Here is a 16,785-nt window from a genome sequence, read left to right as displayed (position 1 = left end):
GTATCGATTTAGTGTATCGATACAGTAATACGACGACCGACAAGCTGAAAAGAGAGGGTTTTCCCGTGACCCAGATGAAAACGGGCGGAGGTGCCCGCCCGATTCCTGCGCAATATGCTATGAATCGATGGCATTTCACCGAATCACGAACGATTCGGAAAGGATTCGGATCGCTATGCGAATTGTCAGACGACAGACTTATTACAGCGTCCGCTGACGCGAGCCGCCGCCTTGCCGCGCGCCGCCGTGGCCGCCCGCTTCGTCGGCGCTCTCGGTCAGAAACCGCTCGACCATCGCGTTGAATACCGGCAGCGCCGGATTGTCGTTGTCCGCGCGCCATGCGAGATACAGCTCGGCCGCCACGTCGGCGCCCGCCAGCGGCCGGAACACCACGCCGTCGACATGCAGCTCGCGCGCCGACGCCGGCACGAGCGCGGCGCCCAGCCCCGCGCGCACGAGGCCGAGGATCGTATGCGTCTGCCCGACGTAATGCAGGTAGTTCGGCAGCCGCCCCGCGTTCGCGAACAGCCCCGAGATCAGGTCGTGGAAGTACTTCCCCTCGTTCGGCGAATACGCGATGAACGGCTGCCGGTCGAGATCGTCGGGGCCGATGCGCTCGCACGCGGCGAGCGGCGCGCCTTGCGCGACCGCGACCAGCATCGGCTCGCGCTGCACGAGCCGGTATTCGAGCGGCTGGCGTGCGGCCCGCTGGCGCACGAAGCCCGCATCGAGCATCCGCGACGCCAGCGCATCGATCTGCACGGTCGACACCATCTCGCGCAATTCGACGTCGACGTCCGGCAGCGCGTGCGCGGCATGCGCGAGCAGCATCGGAATCATCCGGTACGCGCTGACCGCGGTGAAGCCGAGCGTAATGCGCCCGGCGCCGCCATGCGCGACGCGCTGGGCGGCCTGCTCGGCCCGCGCGGAGAATTCGAGGATGTGCCGCGCGTCGCGCAGGAACCGCTCGCCGGCCGCGGTCAGGCTGACCTGCCGGCTGCTGCGCTCCAGCAGCGCGATGCCGAGCGCGTGTTCGAGCAGCTGGATCTGCCGGCTGAGCGGCGGCTGAGTCATGAAGAGCCGTTTGGCCGCGCGGCCGAAGTGCAGTTCCTCGGCGACCGCGACGAAGCAGCGAAGCTGGTGCAGTTCAATCATCCAATTCTTGAATCAATCGATAGGTTTTTGATGTTAGACGCATATCGATGCGATTTCTATACTCGGTTTCACCTGATGCGCGGCCTGCACCGCGCCCGCCGACCGAGACCTTCATGACCATCGACATCCTGCTCACCCAGCCGCTTCCCGACCCCATCGACGCCGAGCTGTCCGCCCGTTACGCGGTGCACCGGCTGTATGCGGCCGCACACCCGGACGCGCTGCTCGAGCGCGTCGCCGCGCGCATTCGCGGTGTCGTGACCGGCGGCGCGAACGGCCTGTCCGCCGCGCTGATGGACCGGCTGCCCGCGCTCGAGATCGTTGCGATCAGCGGCATCGGCACCGACGCCGTCGATCTCGATCGCGCGCGGGCCCGCGGCATCCACGTGACGACGACGCCCGACGTGCTGACCGACGACGTCGCCGACATGGCGCTGGGGCTGATCCTGATGACGCTGCGCGACCTCGGCGCCGGCGAGCGCATCGTGCGCGCCGGCCGCTGGGGCAAGGCGGCCCAGCCGCTCGCGACGCAGGTGACCGGCAAGCGGCTCGGCATCGTCGGGCTCGGCCGTGTCGGGCGCGCGATCGCCGCGCGCGCGCAGGCGTTCCGGATGCCCGTCAGCTATTTCGGCCCGCGCGAGCATCGCGACAGCGGCTATCGCTTCGTGCCCGACCTCGCCGCGCTCGCACGCGACAGCGACGTGCTCGTGATCGCGGCATCGGCCGACCACGGCAACGTGCTCGTGACGGCCGACGTGCTCGCCGCGCTCGGTCCAAAAGGATTCCTGATCAATGTCGCGCGCGGCAAGCTGGTCGACGAAGCCGCGTTGATTCGCGCGCTCGCCGACGGCACGATCGCCGGTGCCGGCCTCGACGTGTTCGCGAACGAACCGCACGTGCCGGCCGCGCTGCTCGAACTCGACCGCGTGGTCGTGCAGCCGCACCGCGCGAGCGCGACCCGCGAAACGCGCGAGGAGATGGGCCGGATCGTGCTCGCCAATCTCGCCGCGTGCTTCGCGGGCCAGCGCCCGCCGACCAGCGTCACGCGCTGACCGCCGCAAGCCGTACGACGGCCCCTTACAACACCGGATGCCTTCGCACGACGAAGGCCAGGAGACACGCATGCCCCATCGATCCAGCGGCGCCGCCCTCGCCGCGTCGCCCGCCGCGTCGCGCACGATCGGCCGCGTCCGCTATACAGTCCTCGCGCTGATTTTCGCGGTCACCGTCATCAACTATGCGGATCGCGCGACGATGTCGATCGCCGGCACCGGCGTCGCACACGACCTCGGACTCACGCCGGTGCAGCTCGGCATCGTCTTTTCCGCGTTCGCGTGGGCCTATGCGATCGGCCAGATCCCGGGCGGCTGGCTGCTCGACCGCTTCGGCGCACGGCGCGTGTACGGCCTGAGCCTGCTGCTGTGGTCGGTCTTCACGATGCTGCAAGGGACGGTCGGCTGGCTCGCCGTGCAGGGCGCGGCCGCCACGCTCGCGCTGTTCGTGATGCGCTTCATGCTCGGCCTCGTCGAATCTCCGGCGTTCCCGGCGAACTCGAGAATCGTCGCGTGCTGGTTCCCGACCGCCGAACGCGGCACCGCGTCGGCGCTGTTCAATTCCGCGCAATACATGGCCGTCGTGCTGTTCACGCCCGCGATGGCGTGGCTCACGCATGCGCTCGGCTGGGAGCACGTGTTTCTGTGGATGGGGCTGCTCGGCATCGCGCTCGCCGCGCTGTGGTTCGCGTGGTATCGCGAGCCGCACGGCCACCCGCGCGTGAGCGACGCGGAGCGCGACTACCTGCGCGCGCACGGCGCGCTCGTCGACCTCGAAGCGAACCGCGTGCGCGCGCGGCCGCGCGTGTCGTGGCACGACGTGTCGCAACTGTTTCGCCACCGGAACCTGTGGGCGATCTACATCGGCCAGTACTGCATCACCGCGCTCACCTACTTCTTCATCACGTGGTTCCCGATCTATCTGATCAAGGGGCGCGGGATGACGATCATGGAAGCCGGCTGGGTCGCCGCGCTGCCGGCGATCTGCGGCTTCACGGGCGGCGTGCTCGGCGGCGTGCTGTCGGACTGGCTGATCCGCCGCGGCATGCATCCGTCGAAGGCGCGCAAGACGCCGTTCGTCGCGGGGATGGCGATGGCGACGCTGCTCGTGCTCGCGAACGGCGCGTCGTCGAACGCGGTCGTGATCGCGCTGATGACGATCGCGTTCTTCGGCAAGGGGCTCGCGGCGGTCGGCTGGGCCGTGCTCGCCGATACGGCGCCGGAAGGCATGGTCGGGCTGAGCGGCGGCGTGTTCAACGGCCTCGGCAACATCGCCGGCATCGTCACGCCGCTCGTGATCGGCTATTTCGTCGCGAGCACGGGCTCGTTCGCCGGTGCGTTGTGGTTCGTCGCCGCGCACGGGCTGATCGGCATTGCCGCCTACGCATGGCTGGCGGGACGCTTCGAGCGGATTCGCATCGCGCCGCGCGCGTGACCGTCGCCGCCGCACGTACGGTTCGGGCGGTGCCCGCCCGCGCGGGCCGTCAGGCGCGCTTGCGGCCGCCGGGCGTCTGTTCGGTGGTCAGCCGGTCGAGTTCGCGCAGATCGTTCTCCAGCGCGGGCGTGAGCGTCGTGCGCAGGTGGTCGAGGAATGTGCGGATCTTCGCGTCGAGATAGCGGCGCGTCGCGTAGACCGCATACACGCTCACCGTCTGCAGCCGGTACTCGGGCAGCACGCGGATCAGCCGCCCTTCGCGGATGTCGTCGAGCACCGTATACAGCGCGACGCACGCGATCCCGCGCCCGGCGCGCACGGCGACGCACAACGCGTCCGGCACGTTCACCTGGAACGGCGCGGGCTGCAGCTCGTAGACGGTCTCCTCGCCGTCGCTGCGCTCGAGCCGCCATTCGCCGGCCGGCGACGCGGGCGTGTCGAGACGCAGGCACACGTGGTTCGGCAGTTCGTCGGGCGTTTGCGGCGTGCCGTGGCGCGCCAGGTATTCGCGCGACGCGACGAGCACGCTGCAGCTCGTGCCGCAGGTCTGCGCGACATAGCCCGAATCGGGCAGCTGCGACGCCGTCACGATCGACACGTCGTAGCCCTCCTCGACGAGATTCGGCATCCGCTGCGCCAGCGTGAGTTCGACCGACACGTCGGGGTTGTCCTCCTGGTAGCGGACGATCGACGACACGACATGGCTCTGCCCGAGCCCCGTCATCGCATGGATGCGCATCTTGCCGGTCGGCCGCAGCAGCGCGTTGCGTGCCTCCGCATTCGCGTAGTCGATTTCCGCGAGGATCGATTTCGCGCGCTCGAAATAGCGTTGGCCGCTTTCGGTGAGACCGAGGTGGCGCGTCGTGCGATGCAGCAGGCGCGTCTGTACGTGCGCTTCGAGGTTCGATACCGCGCGCGACACCTGCGCGGTGGTCGCGTCGATTTCCTTCGCAACCGCAGTAAAACTGCCGGCTTCGACGACGCGCACGAACAGGCGCATGTTTTCGAGCATGTCCATTGAATTGGCTGGGGGAGAGTCAGTGGGGAGGCGTCGGCAGCGCTCGCGTCAGGGGGAAACGGAACGCAGCCGCGAACCACGTCGCATCGATCGCCGTGCCGGGGGAAAAGGCGGGAGAGCGGGCATCGCGTACGGAGTTCGGGCATGACGGGGGGATTCGGTGGCCCGAATTGTACGCCGCTGCCGACGAATTTGCGCAATCGACGCACCCGCCTTCATGGGATGAAAGGTTTTTGCAAGACATGCGCATCGCTCATCTGCAACGCGGAAGCAGCGCAGCAATTTGTATCACAACACGATATAATTCGCCGCTTGCCACCGCGCGCATCCGCGCCGTCGTATCTACCGCTTACCGTCCATGTCGTCAGGCTCTTCTTCGTCGCGCCGCACGTTGCGGCAATGGCTGCACAGCTTCGTTCCTCATCCGATGTCGCTCGGCTGGCGCGAGCGCCTGCGCTCGTGCATGGGTGCGCTCGTCGGGATCGCGACGGTCGGCGTGACGATGCGGCTGCTCCCCGGCGTGCCGGGCCTCGTGCCGCTGCTCGTCGCGCCGATGGGCGCATCGGCCGTGCTGCTGTTCGCGGTGCCGGCCAGCCCGCTCGCGCAACCGTGGTCGATCGTCGGCGGCAATCTCGTCGCGGCGACGGTCGGGGTCGCCTGCGCGCAATGGATCGCCGATCCGGTCACGGCCGCCGCGGTCGCGATCGCGTGCGCGATCGGCGGCATGTTCGCGCTGCGCTGCGTGCACCCGCCGTCGGGCGCCGTCGCGCTCACCGCGGTGGTCGGCGGCCCGGCGATCCACTCGCTCGGATTCAGCTTCGTGCTGGAGCCGATCGCGCTGCAATCGGCCATCCTGCTGTCGGCCGCGCTCGCCTATCATGCGCTCACCGGGCACCGCTACCCGCACGGCGGCGTGCGCACCGAAGCGAAACCGGCCGGCGCCGCCGCAGCGGCGCGCGGCGGCTTCACGCGCGACGACCTCGACGCGGTGCTGAAGCGCCGCGGCGAATGGCTCGACGTCGATCCTGACGATCTCGAAGCGCTGCTGCGCGAAACGGAGATGCAGGCCTATACGCGCACGTTCGGCCAGCTCTCGTGCGCCGACCTGATGACTAGACATGCCATCGAAGTCGCGCCGTCGACGTCGGTGACGGCCGCACTCGCGCTGCTCGACCGCCACCGCGTGAAGGCGCTGCCCGTGGTCGACGGCGAAGGCCGCCTGACCGGCATCATTACGCGCGCCGACCTCACGCGCGCGCTGCGCCGCCCGACCCCGCTGTGGCAACGCGTGTCCGCGCGGCTGCCGCAATCGTTCGGCGGCCAGCCGGCGAGCGTCGCGTCCGTGATGACGCGCGACGTCGCATGCGTGCCGGAAACGATGCCGATTACCGCGCTCGTGCCGCTGTTTACGCATTCGGGCCACCACCACATTCCTGTCGTCGATGCGTCGCACCGGCTCGTCGGGATCATGACCCAGACGGATCTCGTCACGGGCCTGTATCGGCAGACGCAAATGCCCGAAGCGGCGTAGCGCATGCAGCGCGCGTCACGCGCTGTAACGGCCGACGTAACGCAGCATGTATTCCGTTCGCGGAAATTCGGCCATTTATATCATGTTGTGATATATTTACCGCTATCGAAACCGACTGTCCGACCGCCCCGATGAACGATACGCGACGTGCACTGGCGAAAAGCGATTTCCAGCAACTGTCCGAGTTCCGCTACCAGATGCGCCGCTTCGAGCGCTTCTCCGAACGCGCCGCGCAAAGCGAAGGCGTGACGCCGCTGCAATACCTGCTGCTGCTCCACATCAAGGGCTACCCGCATCGCGAATGGGCAACCATCGGCGAGCTCGCGGAACGCCTGCAGGCGCAGCATCACGGCGTCGTCGCGCTGGTCACGCGCTGCGAAGCGCTCGGCCTCGTGAAGCGCAAGACGAGCGAAGCGGACCGCCGCCAGGTCGAAGTCCACCTCGAGCCCGCGGGCGAGACGCTGCTCGCGCGTCTCGCGGCCATGCATCGCGCCGAGCTGAAGTCGCTCAAGGGCGCGTTCCAGGTTCCCCAGATCGATTACTGACCCTTGCCCTTTCCACACCGATGAACGCACCGCACAAACGCGATTTCTCGACCAACGAACGCCTGCCCAGGATCGCGTTGCTTGCCGCCGGAATCGGGCTGCTCAGCACGCTCGCCGCATTCGTGCTGCTGAGCCTGATCCATCTGTTCACGAACCTGTTCTTCTTCCGGCAGTTCTCGTTCGTCGACCGCTCGCCCGCGCACAATACGCTCGGCGCGTGGGTGATCGTCGTGCCGGTGATCGGCGGGCTGATCGTCGGGTTGATGGCGCGCTTCGGTTCGGACAAGATCCGCGGCCACGGCATTCCCGAAGCGATCGAGGCGATCCTGTTCGGCAAGAGCCGCATGTCGCCGAAGGTCGCGATCCTCAAGCCGCTGTCGTCCGGCGTCGTGATCGGCAGCGGCGGCCCGTTCGGCGCCGAAGGCCCGATCATCATGACGGGCGGCGCGCTCGGCTCGCTGATCGCGCAATGCGTGCACGTCACCGCCGCCGAGCGCAAGACGCTGCTCGTCGCCGGTGCGGCCGCCGGCATGACCGCCGTGTTCGGCACGCCGGTCGCCGCCGTGCTGCTCGCGGTCGAACTGCTGCTGTTCGAATGGCGTCCGCGCAGTTTCCTGCCGGTCGCGCTCGCGTGCGCGGTGGCCGGTTTCGCGCGCGCCGTGTTCTTCGGCGTCGATCCGCTGTTTGCGCTGACCACGGCCGCGCCGACGCCCGTCGCGCTGCTGTCGTGCGGCGTCGCCGGCCTGCTGTCGGGCATGCTCGCGTGCGGGCTGTCAGCCGCGCTGTACCGCGTCGAGGACGCCTTCGCGAAACTGCCGGTGCACTGGATGTGGTGGCCCGCGCTCGGCGCGATCGTGATCGGCATCGGCGGCTGGCTGGAGCCGCGCGCGTTGGGCGTCGGCTACGACGTGATCGGCGACCTGCTGCATCAGCACATCGCATTGAAGATCGCGCTCGCGCTGCTGATCGTGAAGGCCGTGATGTGGGTGATCGCACTCGGCTCGGGCACCTCGGGCGGCGTGCTCGCCCCGCTGCTGATGCTCGGCGCCGGCCTCGGCACCGTGCTGTCGCCGGTGCTGCCGGGCGGCGACCCGGCGCTGTGGCCGCTCGTGTGCATGGCCGCGACGCTTGGTGCAACGCTCGGCGCGCCGCTGACCGCGATCGTGTTCGCGTTCGGCCTCACGCACGACACGAACGCGCTGCTGCCGCTGCTCGCGGCGACCCTCGTCGCGCACGGTTTCGCGACCGTCGTGATGAAGCGCTCGATCATGACGGAAAAGATCGCACGCCGCGGCTATCACATCTATCGCGAATACGGCGTCGATCCGCTCGAGCGGCACGACATCGGCGAAGTGATGACGCCGGCCGAGCGGGTCGTCGCGATCGACGGCGCAGCGACGCTGGCTACTGTCGAGTCGCAGTATTTCGGCGCGCAGCAGGCCCATCGCGCGTACCCGGTCGTGCAGGACGGCCGCCTGCTCGGTCTCGTCGATCGCGCGACGCTCGACGCGCGGCGCGCCGAGGCCGCGGCGGACTCGCCGATCTCGGGCGCGTTCGAGAACCGCCCCCCCGCCGTCGCGCACGCGCATGAAACCTGCCGCGTCGTCGCATCGCGACTCGCGATGCTCGGGCTCGAGCGACTGCCCGTCGTCGCCGACGAGCAGTCGATGCGCATCACGGGCATCGTGTCGCGCAGCGATCTGATCAAGCCCGCGCTTCAGCACTTCGACGACGAACAGAAGCGTGAACGCTTCCGCCCGGTCGTCCCGGCCAACCTGCGCGTCTCCCGCTCGCGCCAGGCCGGCTGATCCACCACGCTGCGCGGCAGTTTCGCCGCGCACGCGTCGCCCGCATGGCCGCTTCCTCTTCCGCACGAAGCGACACGCCCCTCGCGTGCCGCTTCGCAAGCCGTCGCTTCCCGCGTTTAAAGTTGGTTAACAATTCGACTGACGAAAGTTTGTCATCATGGTGCTCATGCGACGGGGCCATCAATCAGCCATTCCACTTTCGCAATCCAATAAAGAGTTGCGGCACGGCATGCGGAACGCATGCCGCTCGCCGCGGCCACCTCTCACGGCACGACCGGGCAGCGTACCGGCCATGCAACACATGACGTCGAGCTGCATACGATGCATGCCGTGCCGCAGCAAAGTGCACAGCATCGGCGCCGCGATTTGGCAAGCGCGTTAACAACTTGTTTCGGAATCATCGGAACCGTGCTTGTTCAACGCGATCTGACTATCACGCAGTTCTGCTGCGGATCCCATTCAATCAATCACGACTCGAGGGAGATAACGTGAACGCGAAATACTTACCGCTCATCGCATTGACCGTGGCATTTTCTGCTCATGCAGCCGATTCTGCCCTGCAAAACGTGGGACAAAGCCAGAAGCCTGCCGACCAGGTCGCGCAGTGCATCGCGAAGACCTGGGCCGACAAGTCGCAGCAACAAGTGACGTCGCAGTACGAACTCGCGAATGGCCTCGCGATGGCCGTGTATGCGCCGGGCCAGCAGCCGCCGAATGGCGCCGCGGCCGTCGTGCGCCCGGCCAACGCCGCGAATGCGAAGACCTGGGTTGGTTTCCGCGGCGGCGATGCATCGTCGGCCGGCGACATCAACGCCTGCCTGTAACGAGAACAGGCGCTCCGGATGGCCTTGCGCCATCCGCTTGCGACAAGCCCCGCTTCGGCGGGGCTTTCTTTTTGCTGCTGCCGCGCAGCGTGTGTCTTCGCGGCGCGTGTTACAGGTAGCTGCAGACGTAATCGAGCGTCTCGAGCACTTCGATGTCGAAGCGGCTCTTGCCCGGCACCGAGAACGATTCGCCCGCGCCGTAGGTCTGCCATTCGCTGCTGCCGTCGAGCTTCACGCGGCACTTGCCGGCCTGCACTTCCATCAATTCGGGCGCATCGGTGCCGAAGTTGAGCGCGCACGGCAGGATCACGCCGAGCGTCTTGCGCGTGCCGTCCGGGAAGAGCACGGTATGCGACACGCACTTGCCGTCGAAATAGACGTTCGCGCGCTTGACGACCGATACGTTGTCGAATTGGGTTGCACTGGTCATGTAATGCCTCTGATTGCTGAATGCCGGATGGCGATGTTGTTGGAGGCCGGCCGAAGCGGCGGGCCGGCCGTTATGATACCGGCTTGCACGACAGGCGCCGCGATGGCGTGCCCGCCGAGCAAGCCGCATGCCCGCCGGGATGACGTCAGCGCCGTTCGCACGATCCGCAGGACAACGATGCAATGACCGTTGGCGGTCGCGCGCAAAGGCTCACCGCAGCCCCTTGCGCCGCGCGGAATCGCGCAGGCAGTCGAGCAGCATCGCCGCGGCCGGCGTCAGCGGGCTGTCGCGGCGCGTGATGACCTGCACCGACACGCCCGGCAGGCGCTCGCGGATCGGCAGCACCGCGAGCTGGTCGCGCGCCCATTCGCCCTGCAACAGTTGCTCGGGCATCGATGCGATCAGGTCGCATTCGGTCATCAGGCTGTGCGCGAGGCCGAAGCTCGGACATTCGACGACGCGCGCCGGCACCGGCAGCCCGTACGCGACGAACGAATTGAACAGCACCTGCGTCGAGCTTTCCGGCGACGGGTTCATCAGCCAGTCGGCGTCGACGAGATCGGCAAGCGACGTCGCCGAAGCGAGCGGATGCCCCTTGCGCGCGACGATCAGCGACCGGCTCGCATAAAGCTCCGCGTGATCGAATTCGGCCGCGAGCAGTTCGGGCACGACGACGGCCACCGCGAAATCGAGCGAGCCGTCATGCAGGCGCGGCAGCGCGACGCCCGGAAACCCTTCGATCAGGTTGACGCGTGCCACCGGAAAGCGGCGCCGGAACGCGCGAAACGCATCGGGCAGGATCGTCACCGCGGCAGCCGGCGTGATCGCCGCCGCGACGGAGCCGGTCATCGCGCCCTGCGCCTGTTCGATGTCGTCGCGGGCGCGCTGCATTTCGGCGACGATCAGCCGCGCGCGCACCTGCAACTGCTGGCCGAACCCGGTGAGCTGCACGCCGCGCGCGGTGCGCACCACGAGCGAGACGCCGAGCGCGATCTCCAGCTCCTTGACCGCCTTCGTCAGCGCCGCTGGCGACACGTTCAGGCGCCGCGCGGCCGCGCGAATGCTCCCCTCTTCCGCGACGGTGACGAACGCTTTCAACTGATGGTATTTCATGGCGGCAATGCGTGATCCGTGGAAACCCTGTGCTGCACGGCACACGCCGGTTCAGGGTATTCCCGAGCGGCAACCGGTGGTGAGCACCAAAGCAATTTATCAGCTTCTGGTACACAAAAGAAATTTATATGCTTGCTCGTCATATGTGCGCCAAACGCCCCACCTGCCCCACAGGAGAGACCATGCTGCAAGCCGTGAACCCCGTCATCCCCGGTATCGCCGCGATCGCGCCCGAGCTGGTCGAAGTGCGCCGCCGCATCCACGCTCATCCCGAACTCGCATTCGAGGAAACGCTCACGAGCGATCTCGTCGCCGAGCTGCTCGCCGGCTGGGGCTATGAAGTGCATCGCGGCATCGGCAAGACGGGCGTGGTCGGCGTGCTGCGCGAAGGGCAAGGCACGCGCACGGTCGGGCTGCGCGCCGACATGGATGCGCTGCCGCTCGCGGAGGCCACCGGCCTGCCGTACGCGAGCCGCCATGCGAACAAGATGCACGCGTGCGGCCACGACGGTCATACCGCGATGCTGCTGTGCGCGGCGCGCCACCTCGCGGCCACGCGCCAGTTTTCCGGCACGCTGAACCTGATCTTCCAGCCGGCCGAGGAAAACTTCGGCGGCGCGAAGGCGATGATGGACGACGGCCTGTTCGACCGCTTCCCCTGCGACGCGATCTTCGCGATCCACAACATGCCCGGCCGCGCGGCCGGCGACATGGCGTTCCGCACCGGCGCCGCGATGGCGTCGGCCGACCGCGTGACGATCACGCTGCGCGGCGTCGGCGGCCACGGCGCGATGCCGCACTTCGCGCGCGATCCGATGTCGGCCGCGGGCAGCATCATGGTCGCACTGCAGACGATCGTCGCGCGCGAGGTCGATGCGCAGCACGCGGCGGTGATCACCGTCGGCAGCGTGCAGGCCGGCGAGACGTTCAACATCATTCCCGAAACCGTCACGATGAAGCTGTCGGTGCGCGCGCTGAACGCCGACGTGCGCGCGCTGCTCGCGCGTCGCATCGAAGCGCTCGTGAAGGGCCAGGCGGAAAGCTTCGGCGTCACGGCGGAAGTCGACTACGACTACGGCTATCCGGTGCTCGTCAATCATGCGGAACCCACCGCGTTCGCGATCGACGTCGCGCGCCAGATGCTCGGCGCGGAACGTGTCGAGGCCGACACCGCGCCGCTGATGGGCAGCGAGGATTTCGCGTTCATGCTCGAAGCGCGCCCCGGCTGCTACGCGTTCATCGGCAACGGGATCGGCAGCAAGGGCGGCTGCATGGTGCACAACCCCGGCTACGACTTCAACGACGACATCCTCGCGATCGGCGCGAGCTACTGGGTCCGCGTCGCCGAAGCCTGGCTCGCGGCCTGACGGCCCTTCATCACGCAGTTCAGCGCTTACCCGGGGGAACCCCATGGAAACGTCCGCCCTTCCGTATGCCGGCACGCCGGTCGATGCCCGCGCCGCCGCGAAGAAACGCAAGCTGATCGCGGCCGCCGCCGTCGGCAACGCGCTCGAGTTCTACGACTTCACGGTCTACAGCTTCTTCGCGATCCTGATCGGCAAGCTGTTCTTTCCCGTGCATTCGCCGTTCGGGCAATTGATGCTCGCGGTCGCGAGCTTCGGCGTCGGCTTCGTCACGCGCCCGCTCGGCGGGCTCGTGATCGGCATGTACGCCGACCGCGCCGGCCGCAAGAAGGCGATGATCCTCACGCTGCTGCTGATGGCGCTCGGCACCGCCATGATCGCGGTCGCGCCGACCTTCGCGCAGATCGGCCTCGCCGCACCGCTGCTGCTCGTGCTCGCGCGCCTGCTGCAAGGGTTCGCGTCCGGCGGTGAAGTCGGCGCATCGACGACGTTGCTGCTCGAACAGGCGCCGCAGCATCGGCGCGGCTTCTATGCGTCGTTCCAGTTCTCGAGCCAGGGGCTCGCCGCGCTCGCGGGCGCACTGACCGGCGTCGCGCTCACGTCGACGCTGAATGCCGCGCAGCTCGAAAGCTGGGGCTGGCGCGTGCCGTTCATCATCGGCACGCTGTTCGTGCCGCTCGGCTACTGGCTGCGCCGCACCGTCGAGGAAGTGCCGTCCGCCGCGCCCGCCGCCGCGCACGACGAGCCGGTCGCGTCGCTGCCGCTCGCCGACGTGCTGCGCCATCACGGCAAGGCCGTGTTCGCGGGCCTCGGCGTGACGATCGGCGGCACGTCGATCCATTACATCATCGTGTTCTACATGGCGATCTACGGCGTGCAGGTGCTGCACCTGCCGACGTGGCTGTCGATGACGGCCGGCTGCGTCGCCGGCGCGATCCTGATGCTCGTGACGCCGATCGGCGGCCACCTGTCCGACGTGTACGGGCGCAACCGGATCGTCTGGTGGACGCGCATCGTGCTGATGGCCGCGATCTACCCGGCGTTCATCGCGCTGAACCGCTGGCCGGGCGCCGCGTCGCTGCTGTCGATCATCGCCGCGCTGTCGATCGTGCACGCGATCAACATCGGCGCGACGGGCGCGATGCTCGGCGAACTGTTCCCGCGTGCGGTGCGCGCGACCGGCGGCGCGCTCGTGTACAGCATCGGTGTCGCGATCTTCGGCGGCTTCGCGCAGTTCTTCGTCACGTGGCTGATCGCGGCGACGGGCAATCCGAATGCGCCTGCATGGTATGCGATCGGGTGCGGTGCGATGACGCTGCTCGCCGTGCGCTGCATGGATGAGAAGGCCGGGAAGGCGCTCGACTGACGGGTGGCCGATGCGGCCCGCGGGCCGCAAACGAAAAAAGCACGGGTTCGACCACCCGTGCCTTTTGCGCATCCGGCGCCCTTCGGGGCTCAGAACGTATGCATCATCCCCACATACGCCCCCGTCTGCGACTCGCCCGTCATCGGGCTCGTGCCCGACGTCGCATCACGCGGCGTCGCGAGCAGCGAGAAGTTCGAATTGCCGCCGTTGCGCACATACGCGACCGTGCCATACAGGAACGTGCGCTTCGACAGGTTGTACGTCGTGCCGAGCACGTACATCATCGCGTGCCCCGACGGATCGTGCGACGCGTCGCCGCCGCCGTCGCCCACCTTCACGTAATACCCGCCGCCCGTCACCGCCCACTGCGGCGTCGCGGTGTAGGTCGCGCCGAGCCAGTAGTGATCCGCGCGATCGGCCACGCCGGCCGGACTGTCCGGCGCCTGGTAATGCGTATACGCGCCCTGGATCTTGAACTTCGACACCTTCACGTTCGCGCCGACGAAATACTCGCGCGACGCGGTGAAGATGTTGCTGAACTTGCCGTTGTTGTCGCGCAGTTCGTCGTAGATGCCGCGCACGTCGAGCACCGGCGAATGGTACGAGATCATGATCCCGTCCGAGCGGCCGAAATCGTCGGCCGCGCCGTAGTTGAAGCCGCGCGACTGGTTGCCGAACGCGTATTGCGCCTGCACGTCGAAGCCGCCGATCACCGGGCTGTGATACTCGATGTTGTTGCTGGTCTGCTGCCAGTTGCGGCCGCGCACGAGCGAGGCCGACGAAAACGCCTGCTGCACGAACGGGTCGAATTCCCACACGCCGTCGCTGTCGATGAACAGGTTGCGGCCGGCCTGCAACTGGCCCCACGTGTTGCTCTTCAGCCCGACGTACGCGCGCCGCGACCACATGCGGCCGCCGCCCGTCTGGCCATTCATCACCTGGAACGCGGTTTCCAGGTTGAAGACCGTCGACAGCCCGCCGCCGAGATCCTCGACCCCCTTCAGCCCGAACATGCTGGTGCCCCAGTCGCCGCTTTCGGCGCTCCAGCGGCTCGCGCTGCCGCCGTTCGGCTTCGCGATGTGGTTCAGGTACTCGACGCCGCCGTCGACGCGGCCGTACAGCGTCACGCTCGTCTGTGCAACAGCGGCCGCCGGTGTGGCGGCCGCGATCAGCCATGCGAAATGTTTGAGTCGCAAAATGATGCCCCCTCGGAGTCTCGACCTTCCAGCGCGTGCCCCATGCGCGCGCCCCGGGTCTGCTTATCCGCGATCGATCGAAAAACGCCCGGGGCCCGCCGCGCAAAGCGCGAGCAGGCCGCCGGCGATCGCGATGTTCTTGTAGAAATGAATCATGTTGTTGATCTGCTCGCCGCCCGTCATGTTCCAGAAGTGGTGGCCGATGATGCCGGTGCCGACCGTATAGAGCGCCAGCAGCAGCGCGAGCGCGCGCGTCTGGAAGCCGACCAGGATCGCGATCCCGGCGAACAGCTCCATCACGACGGAAATCGCGGCGGACATGATCGGCGCGGGCGCGCCTTCCGAACCCATGAACGCAATCGTACCGGGGAAGTCGACGATCTTCTTCCAGCCGAACATGATGAACAGGATCACGAGCAGGATCCGGGCAAGCAGCAGCAGCACATCGCGCTGGGACGCGAGAAACGGTTGATTCGGTGTCATGGTGTCGATCAACGAAAGCGATGCGCACGGCGGGCACACGCGCGGCGCACCGGATTGCGAATGAACCGGGACGGGCGGCCACCCGCGCCGCCCGCCCCGCTCTGCAACAACCGGCATCGGGCAACGACCCGATGTGCTGTGCTCCTCCTCTCGTCAGTTATCGCGCCGCTTCGTCGCGCACCGCGTCACCGCAGCTTCGCGACGTCCTGCTCGGACACCTTCGCGGCCGGATTGCCGAACTGCCCGGTCAGGTAGTTCGCGAGCGCGGCGATCTGCGCATCCGACAGCTCGTGACGGAACGCGGGCATCCCGACATCCTCGCCGCCGGCCTTGCGCTCCACGCCGTTCAGGATCACCTGCACGAGATTGGTCGGATTCGACGCGCCGACCGTCGAGTTGTGGAACAGCGGCGGGTAATAGCCGTCCGGCGTGCCCTTGCCTTGCATCTGGTGGCAGGTCGCGCAGTTGCCGAGATACAGCCGCGCCGGATCGATGCCCGACGACGCGAGCGCGACGCCGCGCAGCTTCAGCCCGTCCTCGGCCGGCTTGCCCCACGACGAGCGCGACTGCTTCGCATCGCCGCTGGCCACGGCCGGCACCGTCCGGATGTACGTCGAGATCGCGCCGATGTCGGCTTCGGTCATCTTCGAGAAGCTGTGCTCGATCGCCTCGGCCATCGGGCCGGCCGCCTGCGCGAGCCCCGGCACGCTGCCGGTGCGCAGGTACTGCACGAGCTGCTGCTGCGTCCAGCCGCCGATCCCCGCGTTCGGGTCGGACGTGATGTTGTAGCCGTCCCAGCCCGCGAGCACCGAGCCCGACAGGAAGCTGCCGCCGGTTTCGTCAAGCGACTTCTCCTGCATCGCGATGCCGCGCGGCGTGTGGCACGTGCTGCAGTGAGCAAGCCCCTGCACCAGATACGCGCCGCGGTTCCACTCGGCGCTCTGCGCCGGCTTCGGCTCGTACGCGCCATCCTTCAGGAACAGCCAGTTCCAGATCTTCAGCGGCCAGCGCATGCTCAGCAGCGCGGGGATCTCGTTCTTCGGCGGCGCCTGCTTGACCGGCTCGACGCCGTGCATGAAGTACGCGTACAGCGCCTGCACGTCGTCGTCGTTGATCTTCGCGTACGACACGTACGGCATCGCCGGATACAGGTTGTCGCCGTTCTTCGACACCCCGTGGCGCACCGCGCGCTCGAAGTCCTCGGCCGACCAGGTGCCGATGCCCGTGTCGGGATCGGGTGTGATGTTGCTCGTGTAGATCTTGCCGAGCATCGGCACGGGCATGCCGAGGCCGCCCGCGAACGGCTTGCCGCCCTTCGCGGTGTGGCACGCCATGCAGTCGCCCGCGACCGCGAGATATTCGCCGCGCTTGACCAGCGCCGGATCGGCCGCGTCGGCCGCTTGGACGAGGCCCGGCAGCGCGAGGCAGCCGGCGAGGAGGAAGGTGAGAGTAGATTTCCGCACGG

General features: G+C 67.8%; 15 protein-coding genes. 8 read left to right on the top strand and 7 right to left on the bottom strand.

What is annotated here, in order from left to right:
• Positions 1-201: 201 nt before the first annotated feature.
• Complete coding sequence (locus tag HWX08_RS03045) at positions 202-1,155, bottom strand: LysR family transcriptional regulator (RefSeq protein ID WP_069260150.1); 954 nt, start codon at positions 1,153-1,155, stop codon at positions 202-204.
• A gap of 113 nt (positions 1,156-1,268) precedes the next feature.
• Here HWX08_RS03045 and HWX08_RS03040 point away from each other — a divergent pair, with 113 nt between their 5' ends.
• Together HWX08_RS03040 and HWX08_RS03035 are read left to right on the top strand one after the other, a co-directional pair.
• Complete coding sequence (locus tag HWX08_RS03040) at positions 1,269-2,207, top strand: 2-hydroxyacid dehydrogenase (RefSeq protein WP_174921784.1); 939 nt, start codon at positions 1,269-1,271, stop codon at positions 2,205-2,207.
• 70 nt (positions 2,208-2,277) lie between these two features.
• Positions 2,278-3,642 carry an MFS transporter gene (locus tag HWX08_RS03035; protein ID WP_107312608.1) on the top strand — a complete coding sequence of 455 codons (1,365 nt, stop codon included), beginning with the start codon at positions 2,278-2,280 and terminating at the stop codon, positions 3,640-3,642.
• Between the two features lie 49 nt (positions 3,643-3,691).
• On the opposite strand, the gene HWX08_RS03030 is transcribed toward HWX08_RS03035, so the two are convergent.
• The gene (locus HWX08_RS03030) at positions 3,692-4,660 is read right to left on the bottom strand and encodes a LysR family transcriptional regulator (protein WP_069260153.1); all 969 of its coding nucleotides are present in this window, start codon (positions 4,658-4,660) and stop codon (positions 3,692-3,694) included.
• A 358-nt stretch (positions 4,661-5,018) separates the two neighbouring features.
• Between HWX08_RS03030 and HWX08_RS03025 the strand changes: the two genes are divergently transcribed.
• The 4 genes from HWX08_RS03025 to HWX08_RS03010 all read left to right on the top strand — a co-directional run bounded on the left by HWX08_RS03025 (position 5,019) and on the right by HWX08_RS03010 (position 9,368).
• Positions 5,019-6,191: an HPP family protein gene (locus HWX08_RS03025; protein ID WP_174921783.1), complete on the top strand. Its 1,173-nt coding sequence runs from the start codon at positions 5,019-5,021 to the stop codon at positions 6,189-6,191.
• Between the two features lie 131 nt (positions 6,192-6,322).
• Entirely contained in the window at positions 6,323-6,736 is a 414-nt protein-coding gene (locus HWX08_RS03020) for a MarR family winged helix-turn-helix transcriptional regulator (protein ID WP_069260155.1), read from the top strand.
• A gap of 20 nt (positions 6,737-6,756) precedes the next feature.
• The gene (locus tag HWX08_RS03015; RefSeq protein WP_174921782.1) at positions 6,757-8,544 is read left to right on the top strand and encodes a chloride channel protein; all 1,788 of its coding nucleotides are present in this window, start codon (positions 6,757-6,759) and stop codon (positions 8,542-8,544) included.
• A 488-nt stretch (positions 8,545-9,032) separates the two neighbouring features.
• Positions 9,033-9,368, top strand: a complete 336-nt coding sequence (locus HWX08_RS03010; RefSeq protein WP_021162025.1) for a hypothetical protein — start codon at positions 9,033-9,035, stop codon at positions 9,366-9,368.
• A gap of 109 nt (positions 9,369-9,477) precedes the next feature.
• Here the strand turns inward: HWX08_RS03010 and ppnP are convergent, their stop codons facing one another.
• Both ppnP and HWX08_RS03000 read right to left on the bottom strand, forming a co-directional pair.
• Positions 9,478-9,798 (bottom strand): pyrimidine/purine nucleoside phosphorylase, encoded by a 321-nt coding sequence (gene ppnP, locus HWX08_RS03005; protein ID WP_006478890.1) that lies wholly within the window; start codon positions 9,796-9,798, stop codon positions 9,478-9,480.
• A gap of 210 nt (positions 9,799-10,008) precedes the next feature.
• On the bottom strand, positions 10,009-10,911 hold the full coding sequence (locus tag HWX08_RS03000) for a LysR substrate-binding domain-containing protein (RefSeq protein WP_069260158.1): 903 nt from the start codon (positions 10,909-10,911) through the stop codon (positions 10,009-10,011).
• Between the two features lie 182 nt (positions 10,912-11,093).
• On the opposite strand from HWX08_RS03000, the gene HWX08_RS02995 reads away from it, so the two are divergent.
• Both HWX08_RS02995 and HWX08_RS02990 read left to right on the top strand, forming a co-directional pair.
• Entirely contained in the window at positions 11,094-12,278 is a 1,185-nt protein-coding gene (locus HWX08_RS02995; RefSeq protein WP_069260159.1) for a M20 aminoacylase family protein, read from the top strand.
• 43 nt (positions 12,279-12,321) lie between these two features.
• A complete protein-coding gene (locus tag HWX08_RS02990; protein WP_069260160.1) occupies positions 12,322-13,641 on the top strand; it encodes an MFS transporter in 1,320 nt (439 codons plus the stop codon).
• 89 nt (positions 13,642-13,730) lie between these two features.
• Here the strand turns inward: HWX08_RS02990 and HWX08_RS02985 are convergent, their stop codons facing one another.
• From HWX08_RS02985 to HWX08_RS02975, 3 genes are all read right to left on the bottom strand, one after another.
• Positions 13,731-14,837: a porin gene (locus tag HWX08_RS02985; RefSeq protein WP_174921781.1), complete on the bottom strand. Its 1,107-nt coding sequence runs from the start codon at positions 14,835-14,837 to the stop codon at positions 13,731-13,733.
• Between the two features lie 63 nt (positions 14,838-14,900).
• Complete coding sequence (locus HWX08_RS02980) at positions 14,901-15,320, bottom strand: DoxX family protein (protein ID WP_174921780.1); 420 nt, start codon at positions 15,318-15,320, stop codon at positions 14,901-14,903.
• A 185-nt stretch (positions 15,321-15,505) separates the two neighbouring features.
• Positions 15,506-16,783 (bottom strand): cytochrome c, encoded by a 1,278-nt coding sequence (locus tag HWX08_RS02975; protein ID WP_069260162.1) that lies wholly within the window; start codon positions 16,781-16,783, stop codon positions 15,506-15,508.
• Positions 16,784-16,785 lie beyond the last annotated feature (2 nt).

It is taken from the genome of Burkholderia metallica, from assembly GCF_902832845.1.
In the GTDB taxonomy this organism is placed as follows: Bacteria; Pseudomonadota; Gammaproteobacteria; order Burkholderiales; family Burkholderiaceae; genus Burkholderia; species Burkholderia metallica.
This window is presented reverse-complemented; position numbering and strand designations above follow the sequence as displayed.

Excerpts from the sequence above, each read along its gene's own strand:
- HWX08_RS03045 (WP_069260150.1), bottom strand. The coding sequence starts at position 1,155 with ATGATTGAACTGCACCAGCTTCGCTGCTTCGTCGCGGTCGCCGAGGAA.
- HWX08_RS03040 (WP_174921784.1), top strand. The coding sequence starts at position 1,269 with ATGACCATCGACATCCTGCTCACCCAGCCGCTTCCCGACCCCATCGAC.
- HWX08_RS03035 (WP_107312608.1), top strand. The coding sequence starts at position 2,278 with ATGCCCCATCGATCCAGCGGCGCCGCCCTCGCCGCGTCGCCCGCCGCG.
- HWX08_RS03030 (WP_069260153.1), bottom strand. The coding sequence starts at position 4,660 with ATGGACATGCTCGAAAACATGCGCCTGTTCGTGCGCGTCGTCGAAGCC.
- HWX08_RS03025 (WP_174921783.1), top strand. The coding sequence starts at position 5,019 with ATGTCGTCAGGCTCTTCTTCGTCGCGCCGCACGTTGCGGCAATGGCTG.
- HWX08_RS03020 (WP_069260155.1), top strand. The coding sequence starts at position 6,323 with ATGAACGATACGCGACGTGCACTGGCGAAAAGCGATTTCCAGCAACTG.
- HWX08_RS03015 (WP_174921782.1), top strand. The coding sequence starts at position 6,757 with ATGAACGCACCGCACAAACGCGATTTCTCGACCAACGAACGCCTGCCC.
- ppnP (WP_006478890.1), bottom strand. The coding sequence starts at position 9,798 with ATGACCAGTGCAACCCAATTCGACAACGTATCGGTCGTCAAGCGCGCG.
- HWX08_RS03000 (WP_069260158.1), bottom strand. The coding sequence starts at position 10,911 with ATGAAATACCATCAGTTGAAAGCGTTCGTCACCGTCGCGGAAGAGGGG.
- HWX08_RS02995 (WP_069260159.1), top strand. The coding sequence starts at position 11,094 with ATGCTGCAAGCCGTGAACCCCGTCATCCCCGGTATCGCCGCGATCGCG.
- HWX08_RS02990 (WP_069260160.1), top strand. The coding sequence starts at position 12,322 with ATGGAAACGTCCGCCCTTCCGTATGCCGGCACGCCGGTCGATGCCCGC.
- HWX08_RS02980 (WP_174921780.1), bottom strand. The coding sequence starts at position 15,320 with ATGACACCGAATCAACCGTTTCTCGCGTCCCAGCGCGATGTGCTGCTG.